Raw genomic sequence first — 24,842 nt, 5'->3', positions numbered from 1 at the left:
AAAAGGCGAAAGCCGTCTAGAGAGGAAATGAATCGTAGTACAGCGCCGGCGAAACAGCCCGGTTCAGGAAGTGCTTCAGCTGATAAGCGGAATGCACGGACCCTTCGGCGGGCGTGTCACGGGAGGTGAAAGGCTGCTGCACATAAAAAGGGCCCTGGGTGCTCCCGTCAGGATGCACTAAGACCAAAGCCAGTACAAATTTATCGTGTTGGTTCAGGCCGTAGTGAATTTCGTTGCGCGTCAGAATCACGGTGTCGTTGCCAACCCCAATGCCTTTTACCTCCAAGTGGCGTTCGGAGGGAAGTCGGCCGGTGGCAGGTATTGGGAGAGTTGCCGTAATATCCCAACCACAACGCGCAGCCGAAACATCACGGGTAATGTGGCCCAACGCCTTTTCAGCATTAAACACTGCCTGCATGGCCAGCATCTCCGTGCGGGCGCGGGCGGCAGCATCAGCGGCAAAGGCTACGAACTCTTCCTGGCCAGTGAGCCGCGCTACTAGGCCTGCGGGCAGCACCAGTGCCCCGCCCATCACAATGGGCGTTGCAGAGACAACATGACGCATCTGCCGAAGCTCAGCCAACCGCTGGGTGCGACGGGAGAGCAAGGATTCGTGGTTTTGCTCCGCTTTAGCCAAGTTGGCGGGTGCCAGCGTTTTGCCCGCCTCTAAAGCGCTCTGCGCTTTGGCTACCTGGTCGTCCCAATACTCCAGCTCACGAGTCAGGCGCTCGTAAACGGCATTATAGGTTTTGTCAACGAATTCCTCCCGACGGGCACGCACTTCCTGCAAATGAGCGGGTACGAGTTCGGCGGCGGCGTACCTCAGTGCTAGTTGCTCCAAATCCGGCCTAGCCAACCAATCTTGCTGGCGGTATGGGTCAGCCAATGTTTCCAGTTCTTCCGGCAAGGGCTGCAAATCCAAATGCGGTGCCCATCCGGCAGCGGTAGCCACTCCGTTTGGGGCAATGGAAACGAAATGCAGCCGGCGTGAAAGTTCCGCGCCGCTGGTGGCATCTGCTTCCCGGATAACGTGGTCCATCAGAAACAGTAGCCGCGGCTGCTCCCCGTCGTCGTTGGGGTCGACTAAAACTGCTCCTTGCCGTAGCGCGGGTAGGCACTGCTGCACGGTTAGACTCGTCAGGGCGCGGACAAAGGGGTGACCAGGGTGCAGCAAGTCGGCTGCCGGCTTGCCCTGGGGCCGCATTAGTTTCTTCTCGAAGCAAACCCGGTCGTAGCGGTCGAGCACCAAGCGGCGGTCGGCACTGCCCAACTGCCGGTCGTGGTCCCGTAGCGAAACGGGTACATAGGAGATTTTGAAGCGGCCGGTTTCCTGTTCGCGCAACTCTCCGCCCAAGCGTCGAAAGGACCTTTTCACGAAGTCCTGCACGAAATAGGGCTGCAACTTGCGCGCTTCGGCCTGCTCCATCTGTTCGCGCACCTCGTGCAAGCGCTGGGTGCCAAAAATCTCTTCGCACAGCGCATTCCGCGTAATCACTGAGCGCAAATGGTCTTCGTCCAAGGCCGTATCCATTTGCCGGTTAAGCCGGGAGCGTACTTCGGGCTGGTCGCCGTAACGAATGGCCTCAACCAGTAGCTCGCGCAGGGGTTTTCCCTCAAACACTTCCCCTAGCACGTCAAACACCCGGCCTTGCAAGTCCTGGCTGATGGTTTCCAGCTTCATCAGCAGGCGCTCGTACACACTGCCTTCGCGGGTGCCCTTGGCGACCAGGTTCCACAGGTGGCAGACTTCGGTTTGGCCAATGCGGTGGATACGCCCGAAGCGTTGCTCTAGGCGGTTTGGGTTCCACGGCAAGTCGTAGTTAACCATCAGGTGAGCCGTTTGCAAATTGACTCCCTCTCCTGCTGCATCCGTGGCAAGCAGCACCCGCACCCGGTCATCCTGACGGAAGCGGTCCTGCACCTGGCGGCGCACATCGCGTGGAGTGCTGCCGTCAATGACTACAACGGCATCTGCATCCCCGATGAGGCCCTGAATGCGGTCCTGTAGATACAGTAACGTGTCGCGGTACTCGGTGAAGATGATAAGCTTGCGAGGCCGGCCTGACTCGTCCTTGATGAGCGGGTTGCTTTGCAGCATCCCGGACAGTTTTTCCCATTTACAATCTTCCTGGGATTCGCGAAGTTTTCGGGCCTGTTCCTCTAATACCAGCAACCGAGCGACTTCCTCTTCCAACTCTTTAACTGTTCGGGCGGCCGTGGTGCGCGTGGAGGCATCATCTTCTGATTCTTCGTATTCGCCCGCTGGCAGGTCCTCATCCAAATCGTCTGGCAAGTCAAACGAAGTGAAGCTGGCCACAATACTTCCATCGGCTCCGACGCGGGCCAATTCCTGCACTACCCGTTCCTCAAGTCGCTCCCGACGCCGCCGTAGCGACTTGTAGATAGCACCCGGGCTAGAAGCCAAGCGGCGCTGCAACGAAGTCAGTGCGAAGCCTGCAACACTGCGCCGACGCCCATCCGTGATAAGGTCGGCCTTATCCATTTCGTTTTCCACGTACTGCGTCACCGCGTCGTAGAGCGCCTGCTCGGCGGAGGACAAATCGTAAAGTACCGTATAAGGCTTACGCTCTGGAAAAAGAGGCCTATTGTCGAACGTGCGCAGGTCCTCTTTAACCATGCGGCGCATCAAGTCCGACACGTCAGCCCGGTGTACTCCATCCCGAAACTTACCGTCAAATCGCTCCGAATCAAGTAGCGACATGAACAGTTGAAAGTCCTCCTCCTTGCCATTATGCGGCGTAGCAGTCATTAGCAGGAAGTGGCGGGTCAACTTGCCCAACTTCATGCCAAGTCGGTACCGGTCGGAGGGCTTTACCTCCTGCCCACTCCAATGCGCGGCCATTTTATGGGCCTCGTCGACAATAATCAAATCCCATCGGGAAGCATCTAGTAGCTCCTCTAAGGGGCCTGGTGGCTCGTCTTTTCCCGAAGTGCAATTTCGACTAAGTTGGTCCAGCCGGGCAATCAGCCGGTCGTGGCCCGCGAAGGCATTGCCTGTAGGCGACTGGTTGATGAGGTCACGGGAGAAAATGGTAAACTCCAACCCAAACTTTTGCAGCAGTTCATCTTGCCACTGTTCGACCAGGCTACCAGGAGCAACAATCAAGACGCGCTGAGCATCGGCCCGCATGGTTAGCTCCCGGATTAGGAGGCCTGCCATGATGGTTTTTCCAGCCCCTGGGTCATCTGCCAGCACGAACCGCAATGGTTGACGAGGCAACATGGTTTCGTAGACCGCTGTAATCTGATGGGGTAGCGGTTCCACGTCCGATGTGTGGACTGCCATCATCGGGTCAAACAAGTGGGCTAGGCGAATGCGGTGGGCCTCCGTCGCCAAGATGAACTGAGAGGCATCGCCGGTAAACGTCCACGGGCGTTGTTCTGCTACTGCTTCGTCCAGCTTGGCTTCGTCGGCGCGGGATAAAAACTGTTCGCTTGGACGCCCGTCTGCCCCCTTAAAATACAATGTGGCCGCATCAGGTCCAGCATGCTCCAGCGCAATCACCTGAACAATCTGGTCGGACAAAATACCCCGTAAAAACATCCGGGGACGGATAGCATCGAGACTAAGCATAGTGGGCAAAAAAAGCTTCTACCAAAAAAGGCCAACTTGGGACAGTATCAAAGGTAGCTGTAAAGCCGACGAAGGCAAGAAGCGCTCTTTGCCAATATTTTTAGTTGATTCAAAACCAATAAAATTGGCAATCATACACTTTGCGGTCCCTAACTAGGCTTAACTATGAATGACGTTGACATTATTGAGGTGTCTGAATCTAGCTTAAAAAGGCTGTTATAGGAAGGCTTGTATGGAGAGCATCAAAAAGTGTGGGGCAATGGATTTAGGCGGCCATCTGCATCGGTTCCGTTGGCACTGACCGGAAGTCCGGATACTGCTGCCGGAAACAGTCTTCCCATTCCTCGTTGAGCACCTTGGTACGGGCCTGTATGAGCAGATGCGCGCCCTTTTTGGTCCACTGCATTTGTTGCCGCTTCACCATTCGCTTGGCCAGCACCTGATTTACCGCCGACTCCACAAAGCTGGTGGAGACGCGTTCGCCGTAGCGCTGGCGCTCGGAGTAGTCCACGATGAAGCCGCTGTTTTGCTCCTCGTAGGTGTGAAAATCAGCCAGTAGCCGGGCCAACGGCTTGCACTTGCTGTATTTCTTGGCTACGAGCGGGTCGTCTTGGTGCGTAGCCAGGATATCGTCCAGGTCCAGTATCTTTTCCAGGGCCCGCTCGGCGTTGCCATGCCAGAGGTGCCATTTGATGCTGGTCAAGCCGTCTTGCAGCGCTTTTGCACCGGCCGCGTCGACATGAGCGAAGCCCAGTGCGTACTGCTGCAGCACCGTCAGGCGCATGGTCAGGTGAAACCAGTCCAGGATGTGGGTGGACTCCGCACTCAAATAACTGGTCAGCGACCGAAGAATGGAGGCGCCATCGGTAAAGAATTCCACGGACTGATTGGCCTGTAAGCCTTGCGAGCGCAGGACCTCGAACACCCGTCGGCGCGGCTTGGCATCGCTCCTGCACGAAACCGAAGCATTTGGCAGTCCCTTCGGCGGGAATACTTTTGCCCGCAATCACCTCGAAACAACCTTTCTTATGCCAGTGCCGGACGTAGCCGCCGTCGAGGCCGACCACCAGCGGGCGGGGCGGGCACGGCAAGGCCTCGCGGTCGCGCTGACAAACGCCCTGAAAAGAGGACACTTCCGCGGGCAGCTGCTGTTCCTGCGCTTCGACCACCGCGTGCAGGTGCTGCTGAATGGTCGTGCCCGTGAGCTTCGCAGCAATGGGCAACACGTCGTGGAGCAAATCGGCCGTTTTCTGGTAGGGAATCAAACTGGCCCATTTGGTTTCCAAATACAACCGCTCCGGCGTCACGTGCTGCGGAAACAGGTGCTGCAGGGGACTGAAGGTCTTCGGTCCCGCCTCGGTGGGCGGCAAGTAGTAGCGCGGGGTATCGACCGTCACGTTCCCGGTGGATAACGATGTTGGTGTCGAGGAGAACGCGCATAAGTTTGTTTATATGTGGGTAGAGAATCGACGCTCAAATCTATGCGCTATTCTGCACAAGTAAACGAACATTCGCATGATGTCAATAGCGCCCTTACTTATCAAGAGCGTCCGTTTATAAATCAGGGCGCCTCACTGGCGGATTTGCACAGTAACGAGGCAGTGAATTGAAGAGGCGGTGCTCTGCCGCTACAGCCCGAGAGATTGAGCAGCATTGTACGAAACCACGTTGTTGAGCTGCGTGTAGCGCTCAATCATAGCATCCGTTTTCTGCTTGGTCTGGTTTTTAATAGCCTTGTGGGATTGCCCATTGAGCACGGCTACCGTCACAAAAGATACCCGCAATGAGTGAGCCGAGTAAGCCGAGCCAAGGCGCTTTTGCACCAGCTTGTTGATGGAAATATCCGAAAGGCGCTTGTCCGAAGGGGCAGCCATCTGCCCCGGAGTCGCCCGCGGAATCTTCACGAACAGCGGCCCCTTGGTCCGGCCCAGCAGATTAAGCCAGGCCCGGAGGCAGCGCACGGGGCAGAAATCTGCATTGGGGGCGTAGAAAATGGCTTTGTCCTCCACCGCGCCATACTGATTGGTCTTGCTTTTGGCCAGATGCACCAGCAAGGCCCGCTCCGTGAATTCTAACTGCTCGATGTTGAGGTCCACCAGTTCGGAGCGCCGGAAAGCCCCCGCGAAGCCCACCAGCAGCAGCGCCCGGTCCCGCAGGCCCGCCGTCGTTTCCAGGTCGATGCTACGAATGGCCTGTTTCAACTCCTCGACGGTAAAAGCCAGCGCCTGGTCCTGCCGCTTGCCCAGGGTGCGGGCAATGCCTTCCATGACGATGTTGAGCGCATCCACCGTCGCCGGCATCGAGTGGCCGCTGAGCTGATGCGCCTTGCGGATGGCGGCAAGGTGCCGCCGGATAGTGGCCAGCGCGTGCGGCCTGGTGAGGGGTTGTTGCCCCTTCTTTTTCTCCCTACTGCCCCCTGCATCGGGAGTCGGCTTTTCGGAGGCCAGGTAGGCCACGTATTCCGTCAGCGTGGTGACGTCGGCCGGCACTGCCGTAAATCCGTGCAGCGCGCAAAACTCGGCGTAGGTGTTCAGGTCCGACTTATAAGCCCGCTCCGTGTTGGCGGCACCCTGCAGGCCCGTTTCCAGGAAACCGGCCACTTTGGAGGAAGCCCGCGCCAAGTTGGCAGCGACTGATGAGCCCGTCGTTACAGCTGGCACGTTGCGTAGGGATTTACTCATAATTCGGAGGGAAGGGCAAAGTTGAGCAGCGGATGCACACGGCCATGCTTAGAAGGTGGTGTCGTCCATGAAGTTCACCCAACGCAGGTAATCTGCTTCGCTGAGCTGGTGGGCCGTGTAGTCGTGTACCGAGTGGCCCCGTTGGGTGAGGATGAAATCCTGAAACGAGGGGGAGCCGCCCGCCCAGCACGCTGCCATGCCCCGCCGCAACAGCAGTACCCGAATGGCCGATGGGTGACTATCCACCCATTTGATGTATTCTTCCGGCGTGGGCTTATAAGCGCGGGCTTGCTGCAGGTAGGCCAGCGCCTGTATTGTCACGCGCTCAACAAATTCCAGCTGACTCATATTACTTAACAGTCCAGTGGTAGCCGCGCCGGTAAGCCCAGAGCACGAGGTTGGGGGCAATGTCTTCCGTGAAGCGGTAGCGGGAATACGTGTAGAGGGCGAACAGCCCCGGCACCACCCACACCAAAACCGGGTGAGCGGCCTTGACGGTGTGCACGATGAACAGGTGCAACAGCAGCGACGGGATGAAGCAGGCCACCAGCAGGCAAAGCGTGAACGGCAGCAGCCAGTGCCGGGTACCGCGCAGGCGCAGGCCGATAGCCACTCCTTTAAGTAAATAGAGCAGCGCGTAGAAGCCGTAGGCCAGCGCCCCGATGCTCAGCAGCCGGGCATACCCAAAACCCGGCCCGAAAAAATCCAGGTTGGTTGTCAGCACCAGGCCCAGCACTAGGAACGGAGCCAGCACCAGCGTTTCGACTACCAAGCGAAAGCCCAGGCCCAGCACCACGGCTAGTCCGTTGCCAATAGCCTTACCGTTTTGATAGGACTGTCGAATGTTGGGCGCGTTGCGGCCAGCCTCGTAGCCATCTTCGTAGTCAGACATGCTGTTATAAATTGCGGGTGAGAGTCGCATAGGGATAGAAGCTTTTACCAGTAGTATTTGCCTTTAGTTGAGATAAAAAAACAAGTTATGATAATTGGGTATTATCATAACTTGTTTTCAAACGTACGGCAAAAAAAATACCCAGCCAGAAATCGGCCGGGTATCCATTAGCTACTGACAATATTTATCCGCACTGTTTGTAGCGACAGAATAGAGTTGAAAGTAATTGAGTAAGCTGAGCGTGAGGTACCGGGCAGATGGTGCCAATAAGGAAGCAGCGCGGGCAGCGCCGGTTGGTGGCCACGCGGCCGAGCAGCCACAACCGTGACCATGCTGACAGCACCGGCTGACAGCCCGATGAATGGGAGCAGGCATGAATTGAGGTTGGTCAGCATAAGCAGGAAGAGCTATTCCCCGATGACGTACACCGGCACGGCCTGCGCATCGACGCCCCGGCCGGTTTCCTTCTTGACCTCTTTGCCATCCAGCAGGATGGAGCAGGTGATTTCCGAGGCCGCCGTGCCGCCGTCGATGCTGGCCAGGATGGTCAGGTTATCGCCCTGCTTCATGGTGCGCTTAAACTTGTAGTTTGCTGGCAGGGGCGTGTTGCTGAGCGTCGTACTGCCACCGCTTTCGTTGGTGTAGCTCAGGTAATCCGATACCGGGGCATTGGAGGTAACCTTGTATTCTACCTGATACTCTTTTGGCCCCGAGGGCGTAGCATCGTTGTCTTTCGAGCAGCTGGTGGCCAGGGCCGCGCAGCTCAGCAGTAGATAGGCAAATCGTTTCATAGGTCAGAAAGGGTGGTTAGCGGAAGTGATACCGCAGGCCGGCACTCGCGTTGCCGGGCCATTGGTCGATTAAAGGGTTGTTGAACAGGTAGCCTTTCGTGCCGGTAGCCACGAGGGAAAGGCGGTTGCCGAGGAAGAAATCAACTTCGGCCCCGGCTTGCGGGCCGTAGGTGAAGCGTTGCGGCTCGCTGGCATCGGCAGCCAGCTCGCCCGTGCGATTCTCGTTGGTGCGCTCGTAGCCGGCCCCCGCCCCAATAAGCAGATGCACGTAGGCAAACTCCCCAATGCGGAACAGTTGCGGGGCGATGAACAGCCGGCCCTGATAGGTCGAGTATTCACCCTGAGCGCCGAGGTTGCCAGCATCCCGCAGGCCACTGGCCCGCAGGGCCAGCTTATTGGTGAGCATGGAAGTGTAGCTCAACTCGTAGTAGTCGCCCTTTTCGGAGCGCCCGAGATGGGCACCCCAGCTGGAAATGTGTTTAACGTGGCGTTGAGCCAGGGCCGGCGATGTGCCGGCCCCAGCCATTGCAAGAGCCACAAGCAGGAGCTTTTTCATGCAGGTTTAGCGACGGGGACGGGCGCGGTCCATTTTAATGAGTGACTGTTGGACCAACACGTCGGCGTACACCAGTTCCGCCGCCTGGCGCGAGGGACCTGGCTGCGAGGATTCGGCCAACAGCCGGTCGGCTTCCTGGCGCAGCTGCATGGCCTTAATCATGTTGTCGTTTGAGGAGTTGAGGGCGGCCATCCGCTCGCCTTCCGTCATGGCGTACCGGCCTGGATTCTTCAGCGTGGCATTCATTTCAATGCTTTGCTGCGTCATTTCGTCGGCAATCTTGTAGTAGCCGAAGGCGGTGGCAATCTTCTTCTTCTGCATCATTTCCTCGTAGGCGAAGGTCGAAACGGCGGCTTCTTCGCGCTTGGCCTGATACTGGGAAGAACTCATACGGTTGTTGCCGGCCGTGGCCCCCGCGCCAAAGCGGGAAAACACGTCGTACACGGTGTTCAGGTCCTGCTGGGGATTGTTAAGCTGCAGGGCCTGCCGCAGGCGTTCGGCTTTCTGAAACACCGGCATATACTGGTTGCTCTGGCCCCGGCCCGACATGGACAGCGCCCGCGCAAACAGCTCCTGCGGGTTGGAGAGGCGTAAATCCTGAATGCTTTGCACCTTCCGTAAGTCGGCCTGCACCTGCCGTTGCAGCTGCAGCGTCTGGTCGGTAATGTCCTTTACCTGACCGGTAATATCCTTGGTGACGCCGGCAATCTGCCGGGCATCTTTTACTACCTGGTAGTTCTTGACGGTTTCGGTCCACTGGGCCAGCCGTTTGGCGAAGTCGCCAATGTGAATGCCCATGTGCAGTGGGTCATTTACTACGGCTTGCGCGGAGGCCTCCTTAGTGGAGAAAACCAGCGTAACGGCCAGCAAAGCGGGCAAAAGGAGCTTTTTCATAGTCGTAAGCTTTTAGGTGAACGGAAAGGAATCAGCGGCCACTCGCGGCTTCCGGCCCCAACTGGCCGGCCGCCGCCGTGGTAATCAGGATGGGGTAGCCATCGGGGAGCAGCACGTCGCGCAGCTTGGTGCGCGTTTTGGGCCGGGAGAGCACCGTCGCCGCGACGCGGCCTCCGACGCCCACCACCGAGTTAGCGGCCGAGGCCGAGCGGTCTATGGCGGTACTGAGTTCCTGCGTGGTCTGCTGCTGCAGGTCGCTGCCGGCCATCGAGGCATCTTTGGCAATGCGCTTCACCGGGTCAATCATGATGCCGGGCATGTAATTGAAGTCGTAGATGTCGGCATCGACCCGCGTGGGCCCGAGGCGGTTGACTTCCAGCGTCACGTTGTTATTACCCACCGTGGCCACGGCCGCGAAGACCATGTTTTTGGGGAAGGTCACGCCGCTGACTACGGCATCTTCCAGCAGGCGCAGAATGACCACCGAGCCGGTGCGGACCTTCTGCTCCCCGTTGATGACGCACTTAAAAAACACGTCGGGGGTGAGCTGCTGTTGCTGCTGGTAGTTGCCCTGCGCCATCATGCGCGAGGAACTCCCGCCCACCTTGACGGTATTGAAGCCATCCATGCCGGGGGCATTCATCCGGGTGGCCAGCAGCTGCGCGGTCTGGTTGGGGTCCCGGTAGCGTTTTCCCGTCATGCGCTCATAGGCAGCGCGGGTTTCGGGCGGGGAGCTAGCCAGCATCGCCAGCACGTCCGGGTCGGTTTCAAACGGGGTACCGTCCGCGTCCCGTGCCGGCACCAGGCTACGGGCGGCCGAAGAGGAACGCCGCCGGCTACCGCCGCCGCTGGCCGTGATACGGCGACGGGGCACCACCAGCGTTTCCGGGCGGTAAGAGCCGGTACTCGGGTCTTGTATAGTCGTCTCGATGGTATCTACGTCGGCCGCGGCCACGCGGGCGGCCTCGGCCCGACGGGCCGCCGCCTGAGCGCGCCGCCGCCGACGCAGCGCCTGCCCGGTCGTATCGACGGCAAACACATCGACTACATCTTCATCAGTTGGGGTAGCCGGGGCCGATTTGGCGTCCATTTCGGCGCGGCGCTGGGCCTCAATTTGGGCCGAAGGCGAGGCGACGGGCGAAAACGGCGAGGTTTCGGGCGAGGCAATTTCCGGCTCGATGTTGGCCGAGGCCGCCGCTACCGGCTCTTTTTCCTGTTGGGCGGCTTCCTTCGCAGACTTCAGCCACAGGAAAAGGCCACCGACCACGAGCACCAGCAGCAGGCCGGCAAAGGCCATCCAGTTGGTGCGCAGAATTTCGGTGGGCGTGCGTTTCTCGACCACAGCCGCGGGCCGTTGCTCCTGCTCATTATCGGGGTTCGGCGGTTGAACGGCCGGCTGATTTGGGGAGGTGATGGGTTCCATAGTAAAAGGGGCCGGCGGCCTTAAATGGTGGAGGCGCGGTTAATGACCCGCGATGGCACCGGCAGTACCAGCACCCGTGCCCCGTTAAGTTCGCGCAGGGTTACTTCCAGGTAGCCGCGTTCCGTGGCCGCGTACAGGGGAATGGCGTAGGTCAGGTAGCCGGTGGTGCGGCCGGTGATAATCTGATTGGCCAGCCCGCCCGAGGGAGCCAGCGGCCGGCGCGCTTCGTTCTTTTTGCGGGCCAGAAACTTCTTCTGGGCGTTTTCCACCAGCTGAAAATCGGTGAAATCGACGTTGTAGTCGATGTTGGTCTTGTTGATGACCTTGAAACGCAGGTAGGTGAAATCCTTGTCGTTGCGTACGTTGGCCAGCGACAGCACCAGGTCATTATCCACCACGGCTACTGCCTGATGCTCTTCCTTGGCTTTGCGCAGCTTGCTGAGCTTGCCCTCGACCTCGTTTTTCTTCGCCAGCTCCTTGTCCAGCGCCAGCTCGTTTTCCGGGGCCGAGCCGGCCGCCGTGCCGGTGCCGCTCATGCCCAGGGCACCGTCCTTCTGAAAGTCATAGAGCTGCAGAACCGGCCGGTTGACAAACACGAGACGCCCCATCCAATACTTCGAGCCGTAGCGAATGAGCATGGGCGTAGGGGGCGCATTCTTGCGTTTGGCACGCACGAACACGGCATTTGCTTCGATTTTGACCAGGTAGTTATTGGCCATGCCCACATCGACGAGCGACACCGGGCCACCGAACACGAGGTAGGTAGTGGAGCTGTCCGAAACGGCCACGTCCAGCAGAGTTTCATTGGCCACCACCACCGAGGAGGGCGGGCGCTGGGTGCGGGCGGTTTGGGCCGAGGCCCCGGCAGCGGAAAAAAGCAGGCCCAGCAGGGCCGGCAGGATATAGTTAGGCATGATTGACATCAGGTTTAGGGGTTAGCGAGGAGCCGGGCCAGCCGGCGCAGGAGTGGCAGCAGCCGGAGCCGGGGCCTCATCGGGGGCCGGGGCCAGGCCACTTTGCGCTTCCTGCAGGCGACGCTGCCGGTCGGCTTCCTGCGACTGCAGCAGCTCCGTTTCTTCCCGCGTCAGCGTGGGCGTGTAGGGGATGTAGTCGAAGTTGGTAATCAGCAGCCCGTAGGGGTTGGCATCCGAGCGGTTGGTTTCTTCCAGGTTGAATTTGGCGGCCAGCGGGAGGGGCTCTTTCTGTTGGCCGCCGATGAAAATGCGCTGCTTGATGTAGACCTGACCGGCCCAGGGGCGCTTGCTCATGTCCACGAGCACACTATCCACCGTCACGACGTTGCGGGCCGCGTACCGCTCGTAGTTCTGCAGCACCTGACCCCGCGTGAAGCCCTCGTAAATCCGGCGGCCCCCGCGGCCCTCAATCAGCGGCAGGGCCGCATCCAGGTTGGCCTTGTAAGTGTATTGGTCGTGGCCGAACATGGTTTGCATGAACTGGCGCACCAAGTTGCGGGCCTCGTAGGCGGTGTGGGCATCCGTGCCGGCCGAAAGAGCCGCCACCGAGCCGGACTGCGAAACGACGTACACGCGCTTACCGCTGTTCTCGTAGGCCCGGTACACTAGGAAGCCCGAGGCCAGGGCGACTAGCAGCAGGGCTAAAACACTCCCCAGCGCCAGGTTGCGCATGGTGGAGAAGGAGGTACTCAAATCTTTGGCGGAATCCATCGTATAACTGGTTAGAAAGTCAGGCTGGAAGGTTGAAATCAGGTCGTTTGGGCATTTTCTTCCCTACCGCCCCCTTGAGTAAGCAGCAGAGAGTACCCTTTCAGAAGAGGGGATTTAGGTAGTCCAGAGGCCCGAGGCCCGCTGCCGGTAGGAGGGGTTCAGGGCGTCCGACATGGTAATGGAGGGCAGGCCCGAGGAGGCGGAGCTACTTGCTTCGCCGCTCCCCCCGCTGCTGCCGCCACCGCCACCAGAACTACCCCCACTGCTGCCAGCACTGCCGCTACCACTGCTACCGCCGCCGCCAGCGTTGCCCATTGCCCGACCCACGGCTGAGGCAAGACCGCCCCCGCCGGGAGCCGCCACCCCGGCCACCGTCGTCGCCGCGCCCATTGCCATACCGGCCATCTGGCCGGCGAAGCCCTGCACGGCCGAGGAGCCGATAAACATGGACGTGAGGTAGGGCACGATGATGTAGAGCATCACGAAGGCCACCGACATGAGCATGAACTTGGTGTCATCCACCGATTGGGCCGGCCCGCCGCTGGCCAGGATGCCGCCCGCTACCCGCTGGGTGTCGGCAAAAAAGCCGTACATGGTATCCAGCAGCACGAACGTGAGCCCCCACATCTGTACGGCGATGAAGTTCTGCAGCCACTTCATGGCCAGCTGACCGAAGGCCGGAATGACGGAAAGCGTCATGGCGATAGGGCCGGAAACGTAGAGGAAGCCAAGGATGAACTGTTGCAGGAACGTCATTATTTCCCGGACGATAAGCACGGTAGTGGCCGTGAAAAGCCGCGTCATAATGCCCGAGAAGGTGAAGGAACTGAGCGTGTCGGAGATGCTGCTAATCATGGCTGCCGCCCCCGATACAATGTCGCCCATACCGATATTGTCATTGCTGGCCGCTGCCGCCACCGCCGGCGGCGTGGTCAGGGCGCTGAGCGCTTCGGCCGCGGACTGGTCGGTAGAGAACAGGGCCGTAAAGGCCGCAATGCCGGTACCCAGGGTATCAATCAGGCTCTGGTAGAAAAAGAGCAGGAAGAATATCCAGGTAGCCTTGATAATCGGCCCCCAGTCCATTGCCAGGCCGCTACCGCTGATAAAGCCGCGCCCGATGGTGTAGAGCAGGGCGATGCCCATCAGCGAGGGCGTCAAAAACCGACAGGCCGTGAGCACAATGGCTAAGGTCTGGTCACAGGCGCGCAAAAAGCCCGGGTCGATGCCGTAGGCCACCATTAGAAAGTTGCTCATCATTTTCCCCCGAGCTTGCGGCTCTGCTTATCTTCGACAAACTGGTCCACGGCGTAGTCGAGGCGCTGCACTTTCACGTCCTCGTACTGTATCTCCCCATCGGTGCCGACCACGAGCTGGCCGGCCTTGTCCACTTTGGGGCGGCGGTTGGTCTGCTGGTAGAACTTCACCAGCTTGTTGAGGTGGTTGCGCTCCACCGGCTTGGAAGTCAGGATAGCATCGAGCTGGGGTGAGGCCTCCAGGGCAAATACCTTCCCTTTGGCTCCTTGCTTGATGAAGAACTCGCGCAACGCTTCCGTAGAGCGCACCGACTTAATCAGGTCCATCTCGTGGCCCGTCAGACCGAGTGGCGCCTGCAGCTGGGCCAGCGAGTCCGGGTTGATGTGGCGCAGGATAATTTTGGTAGCCGAGTTGTTGATGATGGCCGGGCCAATCTTGCTGCTGGTAATCTCGGTGATGCCCTGGGTAATAATGGTCACCGAGCCGTTGGTTTTTCGAATCGTGCGGTACATGGATTCAATGAACTCCGAGAGCACCCCGCTGAGCATCGTCCAGGCTTCGTCCAGGGCGATGTACTTCACGTCATCCGGGAACTTGCGGAACAGGTCCAGGCTCAGCTCGGTGATGAGCATGGCCACCACCGGGTACAGGTCGGGGTCGGCCTGCACTTTGGCCAGGTCGAAGCAGATGAGCCGGTACTCGCTCAAATCCACGTCGCGCTTGGCGTTGAGCACCCGCTCGTAGCGCCCGCCGCTGATGTACTGACCCAGCACCAGGAAAAACTGGTGCATGTCGATGTACTTCATGTTTTTCTGGTACTGCCGGCGCGCCCCGTCCAGCGGGTCCGCTTCCTGCCCTTCGCCGGGCACCGACACCGGCTTTTGCATATCGGCGTCGTAGCGCTCCACGAAGCGGTAGAAGCTCTCCATGCCGGGAAACTCCTCATCCTTCTGCCCCAGCTTGTCGTGCTCGTTGAGATACACGTAGTATTCAATCAGAAACCGGCTGAGGATGGTGCGCTCCGACTTATCCAGGCCCGTATCCTTGCCCCCTTTCCAGAGGGCGGCAATCAGGGCCAGATGGAAGTTGGTTTTCTCATCGTTGTAGAGCCACTTGTTCCCGTTGGCTTTGTCCCGCGGCACGATGAAGGGGTTGAACTCAATCGGGCGCTGCGGGTCGTACTCGAAGTAGGTGTTGTCGAAATCCTCCCCATTCAGGGATTGCAGCACGTTGCGGTAGGTGCCGCCCACGTCCATGATGATTTGCCGCGCCCCCTTCTCGTAGCGCTGCACAATCAGGTTGCCGAAAGTGTAGGACTTGCCCGAGCCGGAAGGCCCGATAACCATGGCGTTCTGATTGTCCAGCGCCGTGTTGAACAGGTTGACCTGCACCAGATTGCGGAAGCGGTCCGTGAGGTATTCCCCTACCGGGTCGGTTTTGTAGGTAGCGGTCCAGTGCATGTAGCAGGCCCCCCGGTCGGCGGTGGTGGTCAGCCAGCGGTCGGGCACCTGGTTGGCGTTGCCCGGCAGCAGGCCGAAGAACACCGGCAGGGCCAGGTAGCTTTCCACGACGCTTTCCGTGCCGAACATATAGCGGAAGGCGGCCGTGGCCCGCTCGACGTTTTCCCGCCGGCTGGTATCGTTGGTATCCCACAGCATAACCGAGAGATGCAGGCCCACAATCTGCTTGTTTTCGGCCCGAACCTCGGCGGTAAATTCCTCGACTTCGGCCGCTCGCAGGTGGTTATCCTGGGTGGCCAGGAACGAAAGCGAGGCATTTAGCTTGCGGTCGGTATCCAGGCTGCTCAGCTCAGCGCGGGTATCCTGAATCATCAGGGCCTGCGTGAGCACGTGCGGGCACTGGAGAATATGCGTGAGCGGGTAGAGCATGGGCGCGGTGACGCCGTAGCTGTTTTTCACGGCCGGGTAAGCGTCCGAGCCCTGCCCCACCATCGACAGGACATTGACCTTCTGCTCGCCCACGCTGAACGTGCCCATATCGTTGCCCATCTCGCGCTCCTGCCGGGTTGGCTGGCCGTCGAAATTGAGGTTGAAGTACTGCAGGTACAACTGGTGGATTTCCTGGCTGCTGAGCCGCTCGAAGGTGACGCCGCCCAGGTTCTTGATACCCTGAATGAATTCGACCGCGCCGCTTTCGGCCACCTCCAAGGTTTGCACCAGCTGCGCAAACGGATTCTTGAGTACGGCCTCGCCGGCGCGGGCCACCAGGGCATTGACTGCGTTGGTTTTGGGCGACTTTACCGCCGCCGGCGCAAACGAGACAAACAAGTAAGACTTCTGGAACAGCACCAGCCGCTCGAAGAAGTGCTTGTTCATCTTGTTTTCAAAGTAGGTCTGCTGGGTTTTGTCTTCCCGATAAGGCCGGTCGTAATAGATGTCCGTTTTCTGCACGATGCTGCCCACCGGCAGTGCCCGCAGCACCCCGACGAGGGCGGCCTGGAAGGCCTCATAGTCTTCAATGGTCCAGCTTTCCATTTCGGCCGGCTCGACCAGGAAGCCCACGCCGACGCGCCCATCCTTGAACACGACCTTGTCGCCCTCGAAGCTATGCACCGGCATCACCGCGCTAAACGCGGTGGTTTTTGGCTTTTTTGTCATGAGCGGGAGTTGGTAAAGGCCCCACGGCCAGGCGGCGGGGCTGAATGAAGGTGAAGGAGAGCCACCCCATCAGGAAGCCGGGCGCTTGCTTGCGGCTCAGGTAGCGCAGGCCCATAATGAGGCCCAGTTCCACGATGATGACGAGCAGGTAGATAATGCGGGGGATTTTGACCGCCATCCCCAGAAATCCGAGCAGCAGCACGGAACCGATGAACAGGCCAACCATGATGCCCAGGTCCTGAATATTCATGCCCAGGACCTGGGCTGGTCGCTCAATAGACTTATAGGAGCGCATGAGAGCGAAAACTCAGGGCTTAGCGTACGCCACCTTCGCCGCCGCCTACGGCACCTACCAAATCGTCCTTGAACAGCTGGAAACCGAACCACAGAATTACCCCGCCGACGAGCCAGCCCAGGGAGCCGAGCGCATCCGGGGCACCCTGCACGAATTTCATGACCACGCGAATCAGGCCGATAATCAGGATAATGGCGAAAATGACCTGCACGATGCCCACGACGGTTTCCTGTACTCCTTCGAGGGCACCTTGGGCGCTACCGCTTTGAGCAAAAGCCGCCCGGTTGGACAACGCCAGTGCCGTCAGCATGGCGTAGGCGCGTTTCTCTGCTTTGGATGGTTGGTAGGCGTGTCCGGCAACAGCCAATTTCTTGGCCAGGAAAAGGGGGTTGGTGAACATGGGGGAAAGGGTGTTGGAAATGGAGTGTGAGGGCGCTTATCTCCCCGGAAGCGGTGGAAAACGGATTAGGCGCAGCGCAGCAGTTGGCTAATTGGCGCAGGGCTGACGCACGGCAGCGCCCCAGCCAGATAGGTCCTGGCCCGGTGCTTAGAAGCAGCTGGGAGCGGCTGGGGCGGGCACTGGAAGAAGTGGGAAGGCCGGGGCGGCGGGTAGCGGGGATGAGTGAGGTAGCATAGCGGGAGGGTAGAAATGAGAATGGGTAGTTGCTCGTAAGTAGGCCGGGTGCCGGCCGCCGGGGCCGGCTTACTTTCCGGGATATAGCCCCGTCAGCGCCGCTTTCTGGCTGGCATTCTTGGCCGCGAGGGCTGCCCGCTTGCGCTGGCGTAGTTCTACCTGCTTCAACTGATTGGCTTGGTCATTTTTGGTCGGGGCGGCCGTCGTAATCGGGTTGTCATAGAGGGATTCCGGCACGGCATCATCTGCCGCAGCTACCGGGGCTGAATTCGCAGTGTCAGCCGCAGTGGCCGTTTCAGTAGTTGGAACTGCCGCTGCTTCCATGCCCGCAGTTGTCGGGCTTTCCGGCTCGTCGATACCAAGCCTATCAAAAACCGACACTGCCGCCGTACCTAGCGCGTGAACCGAAGAGACTACCGGTGGCGCACCATCGGCCGGCGTGGCCTCTGCCTCCTCAGTGGCCGGCACTTCTGCTGGTATAGCGGCCTCATTCTCAGCTGCAGCATCCACCGCAGATTCCGTAGTCGCCAGCTCCCGCGCCGTGATTTGGTCGGCTTCCATGCGGTCCGCTTCCGCCTGTAGCTCCTGCTCCTCCTTGGCCCGAAAATCTTCTTCGGGCATCAAGCGCGAGATGGGGTTGTCGGCTGACACGGGCGGCGCGGCTTCGGCCGGCGCGGGCGTTGGCTTTGGCCCATAGTGAAAGGAGCGCACCGACCGGTGGTTGCTGGTGGCTACCAGCACCTCCGGCTTGCCCTTCCCGCTGCTGGTGAAGCGCCACCACACCAACCCCAACAGGGCCGCGAGGGGCAGAAGTACCAGCAGGAAGAACAGGGCAGCTTGCATACTGGCGATGCTTTACGCCCTGTGTTCTGATAAAGTTCTGAAAGATTTCTAAAGTAATTCTTTTAAACTTCTTAAGAGTTTCTGCGTTAGCCGCAGTATTCCGTTTCCGCAGCCTCCGCACCCATTAAGCTGACCGGCGGCTAATCGTACTATTTTGGCTTTTTGAGTTACCTGTTTGCAGCGTTTAGCTGCAATTTGTGTCTTTGTGGATTCTTTGCGTAAGCATCTGTCCACTCACACCTTTTGCACTATAACACCAACTGTTTACATGGTACCATCTCCACACATTTCGGCCCCGCTGGGCTTCCCCGACCTAAAGCTTTCCGTCCCCTATGCCGACGCTATCCGCTACGCCCAGTTCCGCCTGTTGATGCTGGCCAAAGGGGAGTTGAAGTCGTTCTGCGAACAGCACGAACTGCCCTACACCAGCATCGTGGGCCTGAAAAACAACTCCCTCAAACGCGAAGAGCCGCGCTTACTACAGCGCCTGCTCCGCAGCCTGGCCGTTGATACGGAGGTAATCCGCATCCCCCCCAACAGCCAGAGTCCCCGCTTCCTGTTTCCCACGGTTGAAGCCCTGACCACTTTTCAGCAGCAGCTCAAGTGCTTTGACAGTGGCAATCCTCCCCTTCCCGAATCCGAAGCCCCCACGGGCGGCGCGGAATCCCCTACCCCGTAACCACGACCGGATAGCCTTCCTGGTAGCCGAGCGGTACTTCTCACCGCTTTTCTTTCCCCGCCCGGAGCTACTGGTCATTTAAGACCATCAGTAAGCTACCCGCGATGAATGCACCCCGTGAGAACGACCCCAACGAGCTTGACCGGTTCAAGCGTGATATTGACCTCGTAGACTACGCCGAGCGGCAGGGCTACCAGATAAAAAAGGAAGGCAAGCGCGGTGACTGGCACCAGCTCGAAAAAGATGGGGAGGTGCTCATCGTCACGCGCAAAGACGACCATCAGGTGTACCTCAATACCGGCGACGACCGGGACAAGGGCAGCGTCATTGATTTTGCGAAAACCCGGGGCGGTGATGGCCACGGGCTGAATTTGGGGCAGGTCCGCCAGCAGCTACGCGAGTATCTGAATGACGGGCCTGCCCCAACTCGTGCCTACGCCCCGGCGGCCGACGTGGCCCGTCTTAACGCGTTGCCCGTCGGCAACCCCGACCACGAGCGCCAGGCCGAGGAAGACCGTCGGACGCGGCTGATTTCCGAGGTGCTGGGCGTGAAGCGGGAACTGACCGACCGCACGTACCTGCACGGCCGCGGCATCGAGGACCAGACTATCGACAGCCCGGCTTTTCAGGGCCGCATCTTCACCGCGCAGCAGAACGAGCATAAGAACACGGCCTTTCCCTTATACAACGCCGAGGGGCTGGCCAGCGTCGAGCAGAAGAACGAGCACTATAAAAACCTGCTTCCATTGCCTAAAAACGGCATTTGGGTATCCCACCCTACCGAGGGGAAAGGCACCCAGGTGGAGCGCATCATCGTCAGCGAGTCGGCCATTGATTCGTTGTCCCACCACCAACTGAAAAGCGGCCAGGACCAAAAAAACACCATCTACATTGCTACCAGCGGCACACCGACCGAGGCCCAGGTAGCCCTGATTCAGCGGGTGATTGACAAGCAGGAGCCCCGGGAGGTCGTCTTGGCCAACGACCGTGACGCCGGGGGGCGGCAGTTCAACATGAACTACCTGAACGAGCTGCACCCGGCCCGGCCGCTGGTGCCCGTGGCCGAGCAGGAAGCCTACAAAGAGCCAACGCGGCCGGTGGAGTGGCATGCCACCAGCGACAAGTACCACACGGGCTTGAAAGTGACCTATCACCACGACTCGGCCGAAGCCGGCGCGCAGCAGGTGCAGCAGCTTAGTGACCGGGTGAGCCAGATGAACGGCACCCAGGAAGCCGGCCCCACCATTGCCCTGGAGGTGCAGCGCAGCTCCGACCGGGAGACGGTACTGCGACTGTCGGTGGCCAAAGCCGACACCGCGCAGCTGGAGGTGCTGACCCACGAGCTATACCGGCAGCGCGAACAGCTACGCCCGGAGCCGGAGCGCCAGCAAGAGACGTTCCTGCGGGTAGATTACCCGGTAGCAAAAGACTGGAACCGCGACCTGGAGTTAACCCGGCAGGGCCTGAATGCCGAGCAAATCCGCGCCCAGGCCCAGCGCGACGAGCAGCAGCGCGAAGCGGAGCGGCAGCAGCGCCTCGCTGAGCAGCACCGCCAAGAGCAGGAGAAGCGCCAACTGGCGCGCCAGCAGGAGCAGCAGCGCCGCGAGAGCACCCCGGAAGCGCAAGAGCAGCGCGAGGCGGACGACCGCCGATTCAATCAGGCCGTGCTGGGCGCGGCCGTCGCCAGTGCCGGCGCGGAGCCGGAGTCGCGCCCGTTCCGCTCCTACCAGTCCGAGCAGGAAGCCGCCGCGCACACCGCGCAGTTCGTGCACGCCCGCGATGCGGGGTTGGTTTTGCTGAAAGAGTACATCAACGATAACCCCGCCCCCACCGGCCGCAAGGTGGATGAAACCGAGCAGCAGGAGAACCGTGACCGGGCGCGCTACGCCGAACGAAACCCAGCCCCGGCGCTGGCCACCGTGCTGGCCGCTGAGGAGAAAACCGCGACGTGGAAGATTGACGAAGTTGCCCCCAACACCACCGGCCGCGCCGAGGCCTGGAAGGAGGTGTTGGATAACAGTTCGTACAGCTACAAGACGAGCGAAATCCGCAGCACGATTGACGAGCAGGGCATCCGCCGTGCTGAGTTCGATATGACCTATCGTAACGACCAGCCTGATATTGCCATCATCCACGCCATCATTACGAACACCAACGCCCGGGCCGAGGCCGGCCAGGAAGTATATGCCGGCGTTAGCGTCAGCGAGAGCGAGGCCGACCGTGCAGCACGCCAAGTGGTCGCCGAGGCCGCCGCCATTCAGCCCCACAACCGAGACCGGAGCATGGACCAGGCGCCAGCAACGCTGGCAACTGAGGGGCAGCCGGAGCCCCGGGCTGCTGAAGCGGTACCCGCGCCGCAGGGCGACGAGAAGCAGGTCATTATCAAGGTGGACGAGGTTGCACCCGCGCCGGGTGCCCGCGGCCAGGCTGAAGCCGTGAAAGAGGCTGTGTCCGGCAGCGGCGCGAAGACCGGCAACATTCAGAGCACGACTGATGCGCAGGGTATTCGCCACTCGGAGATGAAGGTTTCGTACCGGACAGACCAGCCCGAAATTGCCCGCGTCAGCCAAACGCTCGATGCCGTGGCCAGCCAGCCAGGCAGCAGCGTGATTGAGCACAGCAGCGACCGGGCCGAGCGCCGCGAAATCAGCAAGGGCTACGAAATGGCCCAGCCGCAGCGTACCCAGGAAATCACCCGGTAGCCGGGCGCTTCGCGCCCAGCTAACTGACTGGCCACAACGAAAAACACCGCCCTGATTTGCAGAGCGGTGTTTTTCGTTGTGGCCAGTTGGGTGTTAATACATGACGTTGGCTCCGGCCACGGTGTAGAGCGGGTCTTCCATAATGTTGACCTCGATAATGGAATCAGCTTTGCCCAACAGGCGGCGGCAGTCGGGGCTGAGATGGCGCAGGTGCACAGTTTTGCCGGCCCGGTGGTAGCGCTCGGTGAGCTTGTTCAGGGCCTCAATGGCCGACATGTCAGCCACGCGGCTTTCCTTGAAATCAATGATGACTTCACGCGGGTCGTCCAGCACGTCGAACTTCTCGCCGAAGGCCTGAGCCGAGCCGAAGAACAGCGGTCCGTAAATCTCGTAGTGGCGCACGCCGGCTTCGTCCACGTATTTGCGGGCTCGGATGCGCTTGGCATTCTCCCAGGCAAAGACCAGGGCGGCGATAATCACGCCGATGAGCACGGCCAGGGCCAGGTTGTGCAACAGCACGGTGATGGCCGTTACGAGCACCATAACAATGAGGTCCGACACCGGCATCTTGCCGAAGGTTTTCAGCGAGGCCCACTCGAATGTGCCCACGGCCACCATAATCATGAGGCCGGTGAGCGCTGCCATCGGCACGCGTTCAATCAGCGAGGCCCCGAACATGATGAATACCAGCAGCATGACGGCTGCCACGATGCCCGAGAGGCGAGCCCGCGCCCCAGAGGAGATGTTAATCAGGCTCTGGCCAATCATGGCGCAACCGCCCATGCCGAAGAGAAAGCCCGAGGCGATGTTGGCCGCGCCCTGCGCCACACACTCCCGGTTGGTGCTGCCCCGCGTCTCGGTGATTTCGTCAATCAGGTTGAGCGTGAGCAGGCTCTCAATCAGTCCCACCCCGGCCATAATGGCCGCGTAGGGGAAAATGATGCCCAGCGTGGCCAGCGTCAGCGGCACGGCCGGTATGTGGAACGGCGGAAAACCGCCCTTGATGGAAGCGATGTCGCCCACCGTCTTGGTTGAAATGCCGAGCCCAATCACCAGCCCGGACACCACCAGAATGGCCACCAGCGAGGCCGGTACCACTTTGGTGAGGCGCGGTAGCCCGGCAATGATAAGGATGGTGAGGCCTACCAGCCCCAGCATGGTGTAAAGGGCCGAACCCGTGAGCCACTGGTGCGCGCCGGCCGCATCCACGGTCTGAAACTGCACCAGCTGCGAAAGGAAGATGATAATGGCCAGTCCGTTGACGAAGCCGAACATGACCGAGTGCGGCACCAACCGAATGAACTTGCCCAGACGCAGCACGCCGGCGGCTACTTGCAGTACGCCGGCCAGGATGACGGTGGCGAAGATGTATTCCACCCCGTGGCTTTTGGCCAGAGCGAGCAGCACCACGGCAATGGCCCCGGTGGCGCCGGAAATCATGCCCGGCCGGCCGCCGATGAGCGAGGTAACAAGGCCCATGACGAAGGCCGCATACAGACCTACTAGGGGCGAGAGCCCGGCAATGAGGGAAAAGGCTACGGCTTCCGGCACCAGGGCCAGGGCCACCGTGAGGCCCGAGAGAATTTCGTTTTTGTAACTGACTTTGTACTGGCTGAAGTACTGAACTACTTGTTGCATGAATCACACTGAAAAATGGGCAAAAGAAAAGCCGCACCCATCCAGCAGGATGGGGCGGCCAGGGCATTCTAAGCCGGTCGTCAGGGTGGGGTGAGCTTGAAAGTAGGAGAAGGGAAAAAGGGCATTACGGGGGCAAAGGTACGGAAACCAGCGCAGCCGGGTATTCAATTGGTCAAAATGCCCACTTCAGCACATTCATAATAGTAGCAGAAAGCCACACCAACGTGCCAATAATCATTGGCCTGCTTGCTTTTCATCACAGTATCTCACGAAACGGGCCACGCCGGAAAGCAAGTCTGCTGTCTCCGCTCCCGTTGGTCGTTACGACTATAGACCAGCTTTCCGGCCGCTACACAAGCCTGCTGTCTTCACTCCCGCTGGTCGTTACGACTGCAGGCCCGCTTTTTCCAGCCCGCCCGAATACCAGAATTAGTGCCCAATGCTGCCAAACGAAATCGGGAAACGATTGGGGCAGTGGGGGAAAAAGGCGGCATAAATCTATGTAAAACGCGCTTTAATAAATGTACATAATGTAACTGTAAAGGTATGATTTGCGTTTAATAAGTATATAACAACACACACAACAGCAACCGCTTATCATGAAAAAGACCACGAAAGCCGCCGCCAAGAAATCCACCAGCAAGGCCGCCACCGCCCGCCCCGACGTGTACCAGATTGTGACTGACCGCATCATTTCGGCCCTCGAAGGCGGCATCATTCCGTGGCGCAAGCCGTGGAACGCGGTTTACGGCTTGCCCCGCAACTACGCCACCGGCCGCGTTTATAGTGGTATCAACCTGTTTTTGCTGCATTTCAGCGGTGCCCTGCCGTTTTTCATGACGTTCAAACAGGCCCTCGAAATGGGCGGTAATGTCCGCAAGGGGGCCAAAGGCCATCAGGTGGTGTATTACAACGTTTCCACCCGCGAGAACAAGCAAACCGGCAAAGAGGAGAAAATGCCCTTTCTAAAGTATTACACCGTGTTTTCGGTGGAGGATATCGAGGGCATTGAGTTTGATTTGCCCAAAGTGGTGAAGCGCGAATTTACCCCCAGCGAGGTAGCCGAAGGTATTGTGGAGGCGTGGGACGGTAAGCCCGCTATTCAACACCTGCACCAGCGCGCCTACTACTCCCCTTCGCTGGACTTTGTGAATATGCCCAAGCCGGAGACGTTCACCACGTCGGAAGGCTACTACCAAACGCTTTTCCACGAGTTGACCCACAGCACCGGCCACAAGGCCCGCCTTGACCGCGCCGACCTGACCGCCGGCGAAGGCAAGCAAAGCCTGAGCTATGCCCGCGAGGAGTTGACCGCCGAAATGGGCGCTTCGTTCCTGAGTGCCGCCGCCGGCATTGCGACCGAGCAGACCGAGGAAAACGCCGTGGCCTATATCCAAAGCTGGTTGGAGCGGCTGAAAAATGATAAGCAGCTAGTCATAAAAGCCGCTAGCAAGGCCCAGAAAGCCGCCGAGCTCATTCTGGGTCACACCACCGAGCCGGACGAGCCGCAGGCTCAAGAGCAGCCCGCCGAGCAGCTGCAGCTGCCGGAGCCCGGCGCGGTGATGGTGGCCGCCACGAGCGAGGCAGCGCCCGAACTTGACGCCATCGGCCGCGAGTACGCCGCCGCTGAGTTGAGCTGGCTAGCCGCCGCTTAGCTCTCAG

The 24,842-nt window shown here is 59.8% G+C and carries 22 protein-coding genes; 4 read left to right on the top strand and 18 right to left on the bottom strand.

What is annotated here, in order from left to right:
* Positions 1-16 precede the first annotated feature (16 nt).
* Together EU557_RS24800 and EU557_RS24795 are read right to left on the bottom strand one after the other, a co-directional pair.
* Entirely contained in the window at positions 17-3,595 is a 3,579-nt protein-coding gene (locus EU557_RS24800; RefSeq protein ID WP_135533127.1) for a helicase-related protein, read from the bottom strand.
* Between the two features lie 265 nt (positions 3,596-3,860).
* Positions 3,861-4,475, bottom strand: coding sequence for a hypothetical protein (locus EU557_RS24795; RefSeq protein ID WP_135533126.1), 615 nt, complete (start codon positions 4,473-4,475; stop codon positions 3,861-3,863).
* A 148-nt stretch (positions 4,476-4,623) separates the two neighbouring features.
* Between EU557_RS24795 and EU557_RS24790 the strand changes: the two genes are divergently transcribed.
* A complete protein-coding gene (locus EU557_RS24790; protein WP_135533125.1) occupies positions 4,624-5,007 on the top strand; it encodes a hypothetical protein in 384 nt (127 codons plus the stop codon).
* Between the two features lie 216 nt (positions 5,008-5,223).
* Here EU557_RS24790 and EU557_RS24785 read toward each other — a convergent pair whose 3' ends face one another.
* From EU557_RS24785 to EU557_RS24715, 15 genes are all read right to left on the bottom strand, one after another.
* Entirely contained in the window at positions 5,224-6,276 is a 1,053-nt protein-coding gene (locus EU557_RS24785; RefSeq protein ID WP_135533124.1) for a tyrosine-type recombinase/integrase, read from the bottom strand.
* A 48-nt stretch (positions 6,277-6,324) separates the two neighbouring features.
* The gene (locus EU557_RS24780; protein WP_135533123.1) at positions 6,325-6,624 is read right to left on the bottom strand and encodes a hypothetical protein; all 300 of its coding nucleotides are present in this window, start codon (positions 6,622-6,624) and stop codon (positions 6,325-6,327) included.
* 1 nt (position 6,625) lies between these two features.
* The gene (locus EU557_RS24775) at positions 6,626-7,168 is read right to left on the bottom strand and encodes a hypothetical protein (protein ID WP_135533122.1); all 543 of its coding nucleotides are present in this window, start codon (positions 7,166-7,168) and stop codon (positions 6,626-6,628) included.
* Positions 7,169-7,335: 167 nt separating this feature from the next.
* The gene (locus EU557_RS24770; protein WP_135533121.1) at positions 7,336-7,563 is read right to left on the bottom strand and encodes a hypothetical protein; all 228 of its coding nucleotides are present in this window, start codon (positions 7,561-7,563) and stop codon (positions 7,336-7,338) included.
* A gap of 12 nt (positions 7,564-7,575) precedes the next feature.
* On the bottom strand, positions 7,576-7,959 hold the full coding sequence (locus EU557_RS24765) for a hypothetical protein (RefSeq protein ID WP_135533120.1): 384 nt from the start codon (positions 7,957-7,959) through the stop codon (positions 7,576-7,578).
* Between the two features lie 16 nt (positions 7,960-7,975).
* Positions 7,976-8,515, bottom strand: a complete 540-nt coding sequence (locus EU557_RS24760) for a hypothetical protein (protein WP_135533119.1) — start codon at positions 8,513-8,515, stop codon at positions 7,976-7,978.
* Positions 8,516-8,521: 6 nt separating this feature from the next.
* Positions 8,522-9,409 (bottom strand): hypothetical protein, encoded by an 888-nt coding sequence (locus EU557_RS24755; protein ID WP_073112467.1) that lies wholly within the window; start codon positions 9,407-9,409, stop codon positions 8,522-8,524.
* Between the two features lie 31 nt (positions 9,410-9,440).
* Positions 9,441-10,832, bottom strand: a complete 1,392-nt coding sequence (gene traM, locus EU557_RS24750) for a conjugative transposon protein TraM (protein WP_135533118.1) — start codon at positions 10,830-10,832, stop codon at positions 9,441-9,443.
* 20 nt (positions 10,833-10,852) lie between these two features.
* Entirely contained in the window at positions 10,853-11,755 is a 903-nt protein-coding gene (locus EU557_RS24745; RefSeq protein WP_135533117.1) for a DUF4138 domain-containing protein, read from the bottom strand.
* Between the two features lie 12 nt (positions 11,756-11,767).
* On the bottom strand, positions 11,768-12,517 hold the full coding sequence (locus EU557_RS24740; protein WP_135533116.1) for a conjugal transfer protein TraK: 750 nt from the start codon (positions 12,515-12,517) through the stop codon (positions 11,768-11,770).
* Positions 12,518-12,631: 114 nt separating this feature from the next.
* On the bottom strand, positions 12,632-13,774 hold the full coding sequence (locus EU557_RS24735) for a hypothetical protein (protein ID WP_135533115.1): 1,143 nt from the start codon (positions 13,772-13,774) through the stop codon (positions 12,632-12,634).
* Complete coding sequence (locus EU557_RS24730) at positions 13,771-16,389, bottom strand: VirB4 family type IV secretion system protein (RefSeq protein WP_135533114.1); 2,619 nt, start codon at positions 16,387-16,389, stop codon at positions 13,771-13,773. The genes EU557_RS24735 and EU557_RS24730 overlap by 4 nt, the downstream gene beginning before the upstream one ends.
* Entirely contained in the window at positions 16,358-16,684 is a 327-nt protein-coding gene (locus EU557_RS24725; RefSeq protein ID WP_135398388.1) for a hypothetical protein, read from the bottom strand. The genes EU557_RS24730 and EU557_RS24725 overlap by 32 nt, the downstream gene beginning before the upstream one ends.
* A gap of 19 nt (positions 16,685-16,703) precedes the next feature.
* The gene (locus EU557_RS24720) at positions 16,704-17,084 is read right to left on the bottom strand and encodes a hypothetical protein (protein ID WP_135533113.1); all 381 of its coding nucleotides are present in this window, start codon (positions 17,082-17,084) and stop codon (positions 16,704-16,706) included.
* A gap of 303 nt (positions 17,085-17,387) precedes the next feature.
* Positions 17,388-18,161, bottom strand: coding sequence for a hypothetical protein (locus EU557_RS24715; RefSeq protein ID WP_135533112.1), 774 nt, complete (start codon positions 18,159-18,161; stop codon positions 17,388-17,390).
* A gap of 268 nt (positions 18,162-18,429) precedes the next feature.
* Between EU557_RS24715 and EU557_RS24710 the strand changes: the two genes are divergently transcribed.
* Entirely contained in the window at positions 18,430-18,840 is a 411-nt protein-coding gene (locus EU557_RS24710) for a hypothetical protein (RefSeq protein ID WP_135533111.1), read from the top strand.
* 104 nt (positions 18,841-18,944) lie between these two features.
* Complete coding sequence (locus EU557_RS24705; protein ID WP_135533110.1) at positions 18,945-21,542, top strand: toprim domain-containing protein; 2,598 nt, start codon at positions 18,945-18,947, stop codon at positions 21,540-21,542.
* A gap of 93 nt (positions 21,543-21,635) precedes the next feature.
* Here the strand turns inward: EU557_RS24705 and EU557_RS24700 are convergent, their stop codons facing one another.
* Complete coding sequence (locus tag EU557_RS24700; protein ID WP_135398399.1) at positions 21,636-23,180, bottom strand: SulP family inorganic anion transporter; 1,545 nt, start codon at positions 23,178-23,180, stop codon at positions 21,636-21,638.
* A 599-nt stretch (positions 23,181-23,779) separates the two neighbouring features.
* Between EU557_RS24700 and EU557_RS24695 the strand changes: the two genes are divergently transcribed.
* Complete coding sequence (locus EU557_RS24695) at positions 23,780-24,835, top strand: ArdC family protein (protein ID WP_135533109.1); 1,056 nt, start codon at positions 23,780-23,782, stop codon at positions 24,833-24,835.
* Positions 24,836-24,842: the final 7 nt, after the last annotated feature.

Origin of the sequence: Hymenobacter wooponensis (genome assembly GCF_004745865.1) — a bacterium.
In the GTDB taxonomy this organism is placed as follows: domain Bacteria; phylum Bacteroidota; class Bacteroidia; order Cytophagales; family Hymenobacteraceae; genus Hymenobacter; species Hymenobacter wooponensis.
This window is presented reverse-complemented; position numbering and strand designations above follow the sequence as displayed.

Coding starts and splice junctions, on each gene's coding strand:
- EU557_RS24730 (WP_135533114.1), bottom strand. CDS start 16,389: ATGACAAAAAAGCCAAAAACCACCGCGTTTAGCGCGGTGATGCCGGTG.
- EU557_RS24745 (WP_135533117.1), bottom strand. CDS start 11,755: ATGTCAATCATGCCTAACTATATCCTGCCGGCCCTGCTGGGCCTGCTT.
- EU557_RS24725 (WP_135398388.1), bottom strand. CDS start 16,684: ATGCGCTCCTATAAGTCTATTGAGCGACCAGCCCAGGTCCTGGGCATG.
- EU557_RS24710 (WP_135533111.1), top strand. CDS start 18,430: ATGGTACCATCTCCACACATTTCGGCCCCGCTGGGCTTCCCCGACCTA.
- EU557_RS24780 (WP_135533123.1), bottom strand. CDS start 6,624: ATGAGTCAGCTGGAATTTGTTGAGCGCGTGACAATACAGGCGCTGGCC.
- EU557_RS24715 (WP_135533112.1), bottom strand. CDS start 18,161: ATGCAAGCTGCCCTGTTCTTCCTGCTGGTACTTCTGCCCCTCGCGGCC.
- EU557_RS24695 (WP_135533109.1), top strand. CDS start 23,780: ATGAAAAAGACCACGAAAGCCGCCGCCAAGAAATCCACCAGCAAGGCC.
- EU557_RS24800 (WP_135533127.1), bottom strand. CDS start 3,595: ATGCTTAGTCTCGATGCTATCCGTCCCCGGATGTTTTTACGGGGTATT.
- EU557_RS24790 (WP_135533125.1), top strand. CDS start 4,624: ATGCCAGTGCCGGACGTAGCCGCCGTCGAGGCCGACCACCAGCGGGCG.
- EU557_RS24735 (WP_135533115.1), bottom strand. CDS start 13,774: ATGATGAGCAACTTTCTAATGGTGGCCTACGGCATCGACCCGGGCTTT.
- EU557_RS24740 (WP_135533116.1), bottom strand. CDS start 12,517: ATGGATTCCGCCAAAGATTTGAGTACCTCCTTCTCCACCATGCGCAAC.
- EU557_RS24755 (WP_073112467.1), bottom strand. CDS start 9,409: ATGAAAAAGCTCCTTTTGCCCGCTTTGCTGGCCGTTACGCTGGTTTTC.
- EU557_RS24705 (WP_135533110.1), top strand. CDS start 18,945: ATGAATGCACCCCGTGAGAACGACCCCAACGAGCTTGACCGGTTCAAG.
- EU557_RS24700 (WP_135398399.1), bottom strand. CDS start 23,180: ATGCAACAAGTAGTTCAGTACTTCAGCCAGTACAAAGTCAGTTACAAA.
- traM (WP_135533118.1), bottom strand. CDS start 10,832: ATGGAACCCATCACCTCCCCAAATCAGCCGGCCGTTCAACCGCCGAAC.
- EU557_RS24785 (WP_135533124.1), bottom strand. CDS start 6,276: ATGAGTAAATCCCTACGCAACGTGCCAGCTGTAACGACGGGCTCATCA.
- EU557_RS24760 (WP_135533119.1), bottom strand. CDS start 8,515: ATGAAAAAGCTCCTGCTTGTGGCTCTTGCAATGGCTGGGGCCGGCACA.
- EU557_RS24720 (WP_135533113.1), bottom strand. CDS start 17,084: ATGTTCACCAACCCCCTTTTCCTGGCCAAGAAATTGGCTGTTGCCGGA.
- EU557_RS24775 (WP_135533122.1), bottom strand. CDS start 7,168: ATGTCTGACTACGAAGATGGCTACGAGGCTGGCCGCAACGCGCCCAAC.
- EU557_RS24770 (WP_135533121.1), bottom strand. CDS start 7,563: ATGCTGACCAACCTCAATTCATGCCTGCTCCCATTCATCGGGCTGTCA.
- EU557_RS24765 (WP_135533120.1), bottom strand. CDS start 7,959: ATGAAACGATTTGCCTATCTACTGCTGAGCTGCGCGGCCCTGGCCACC.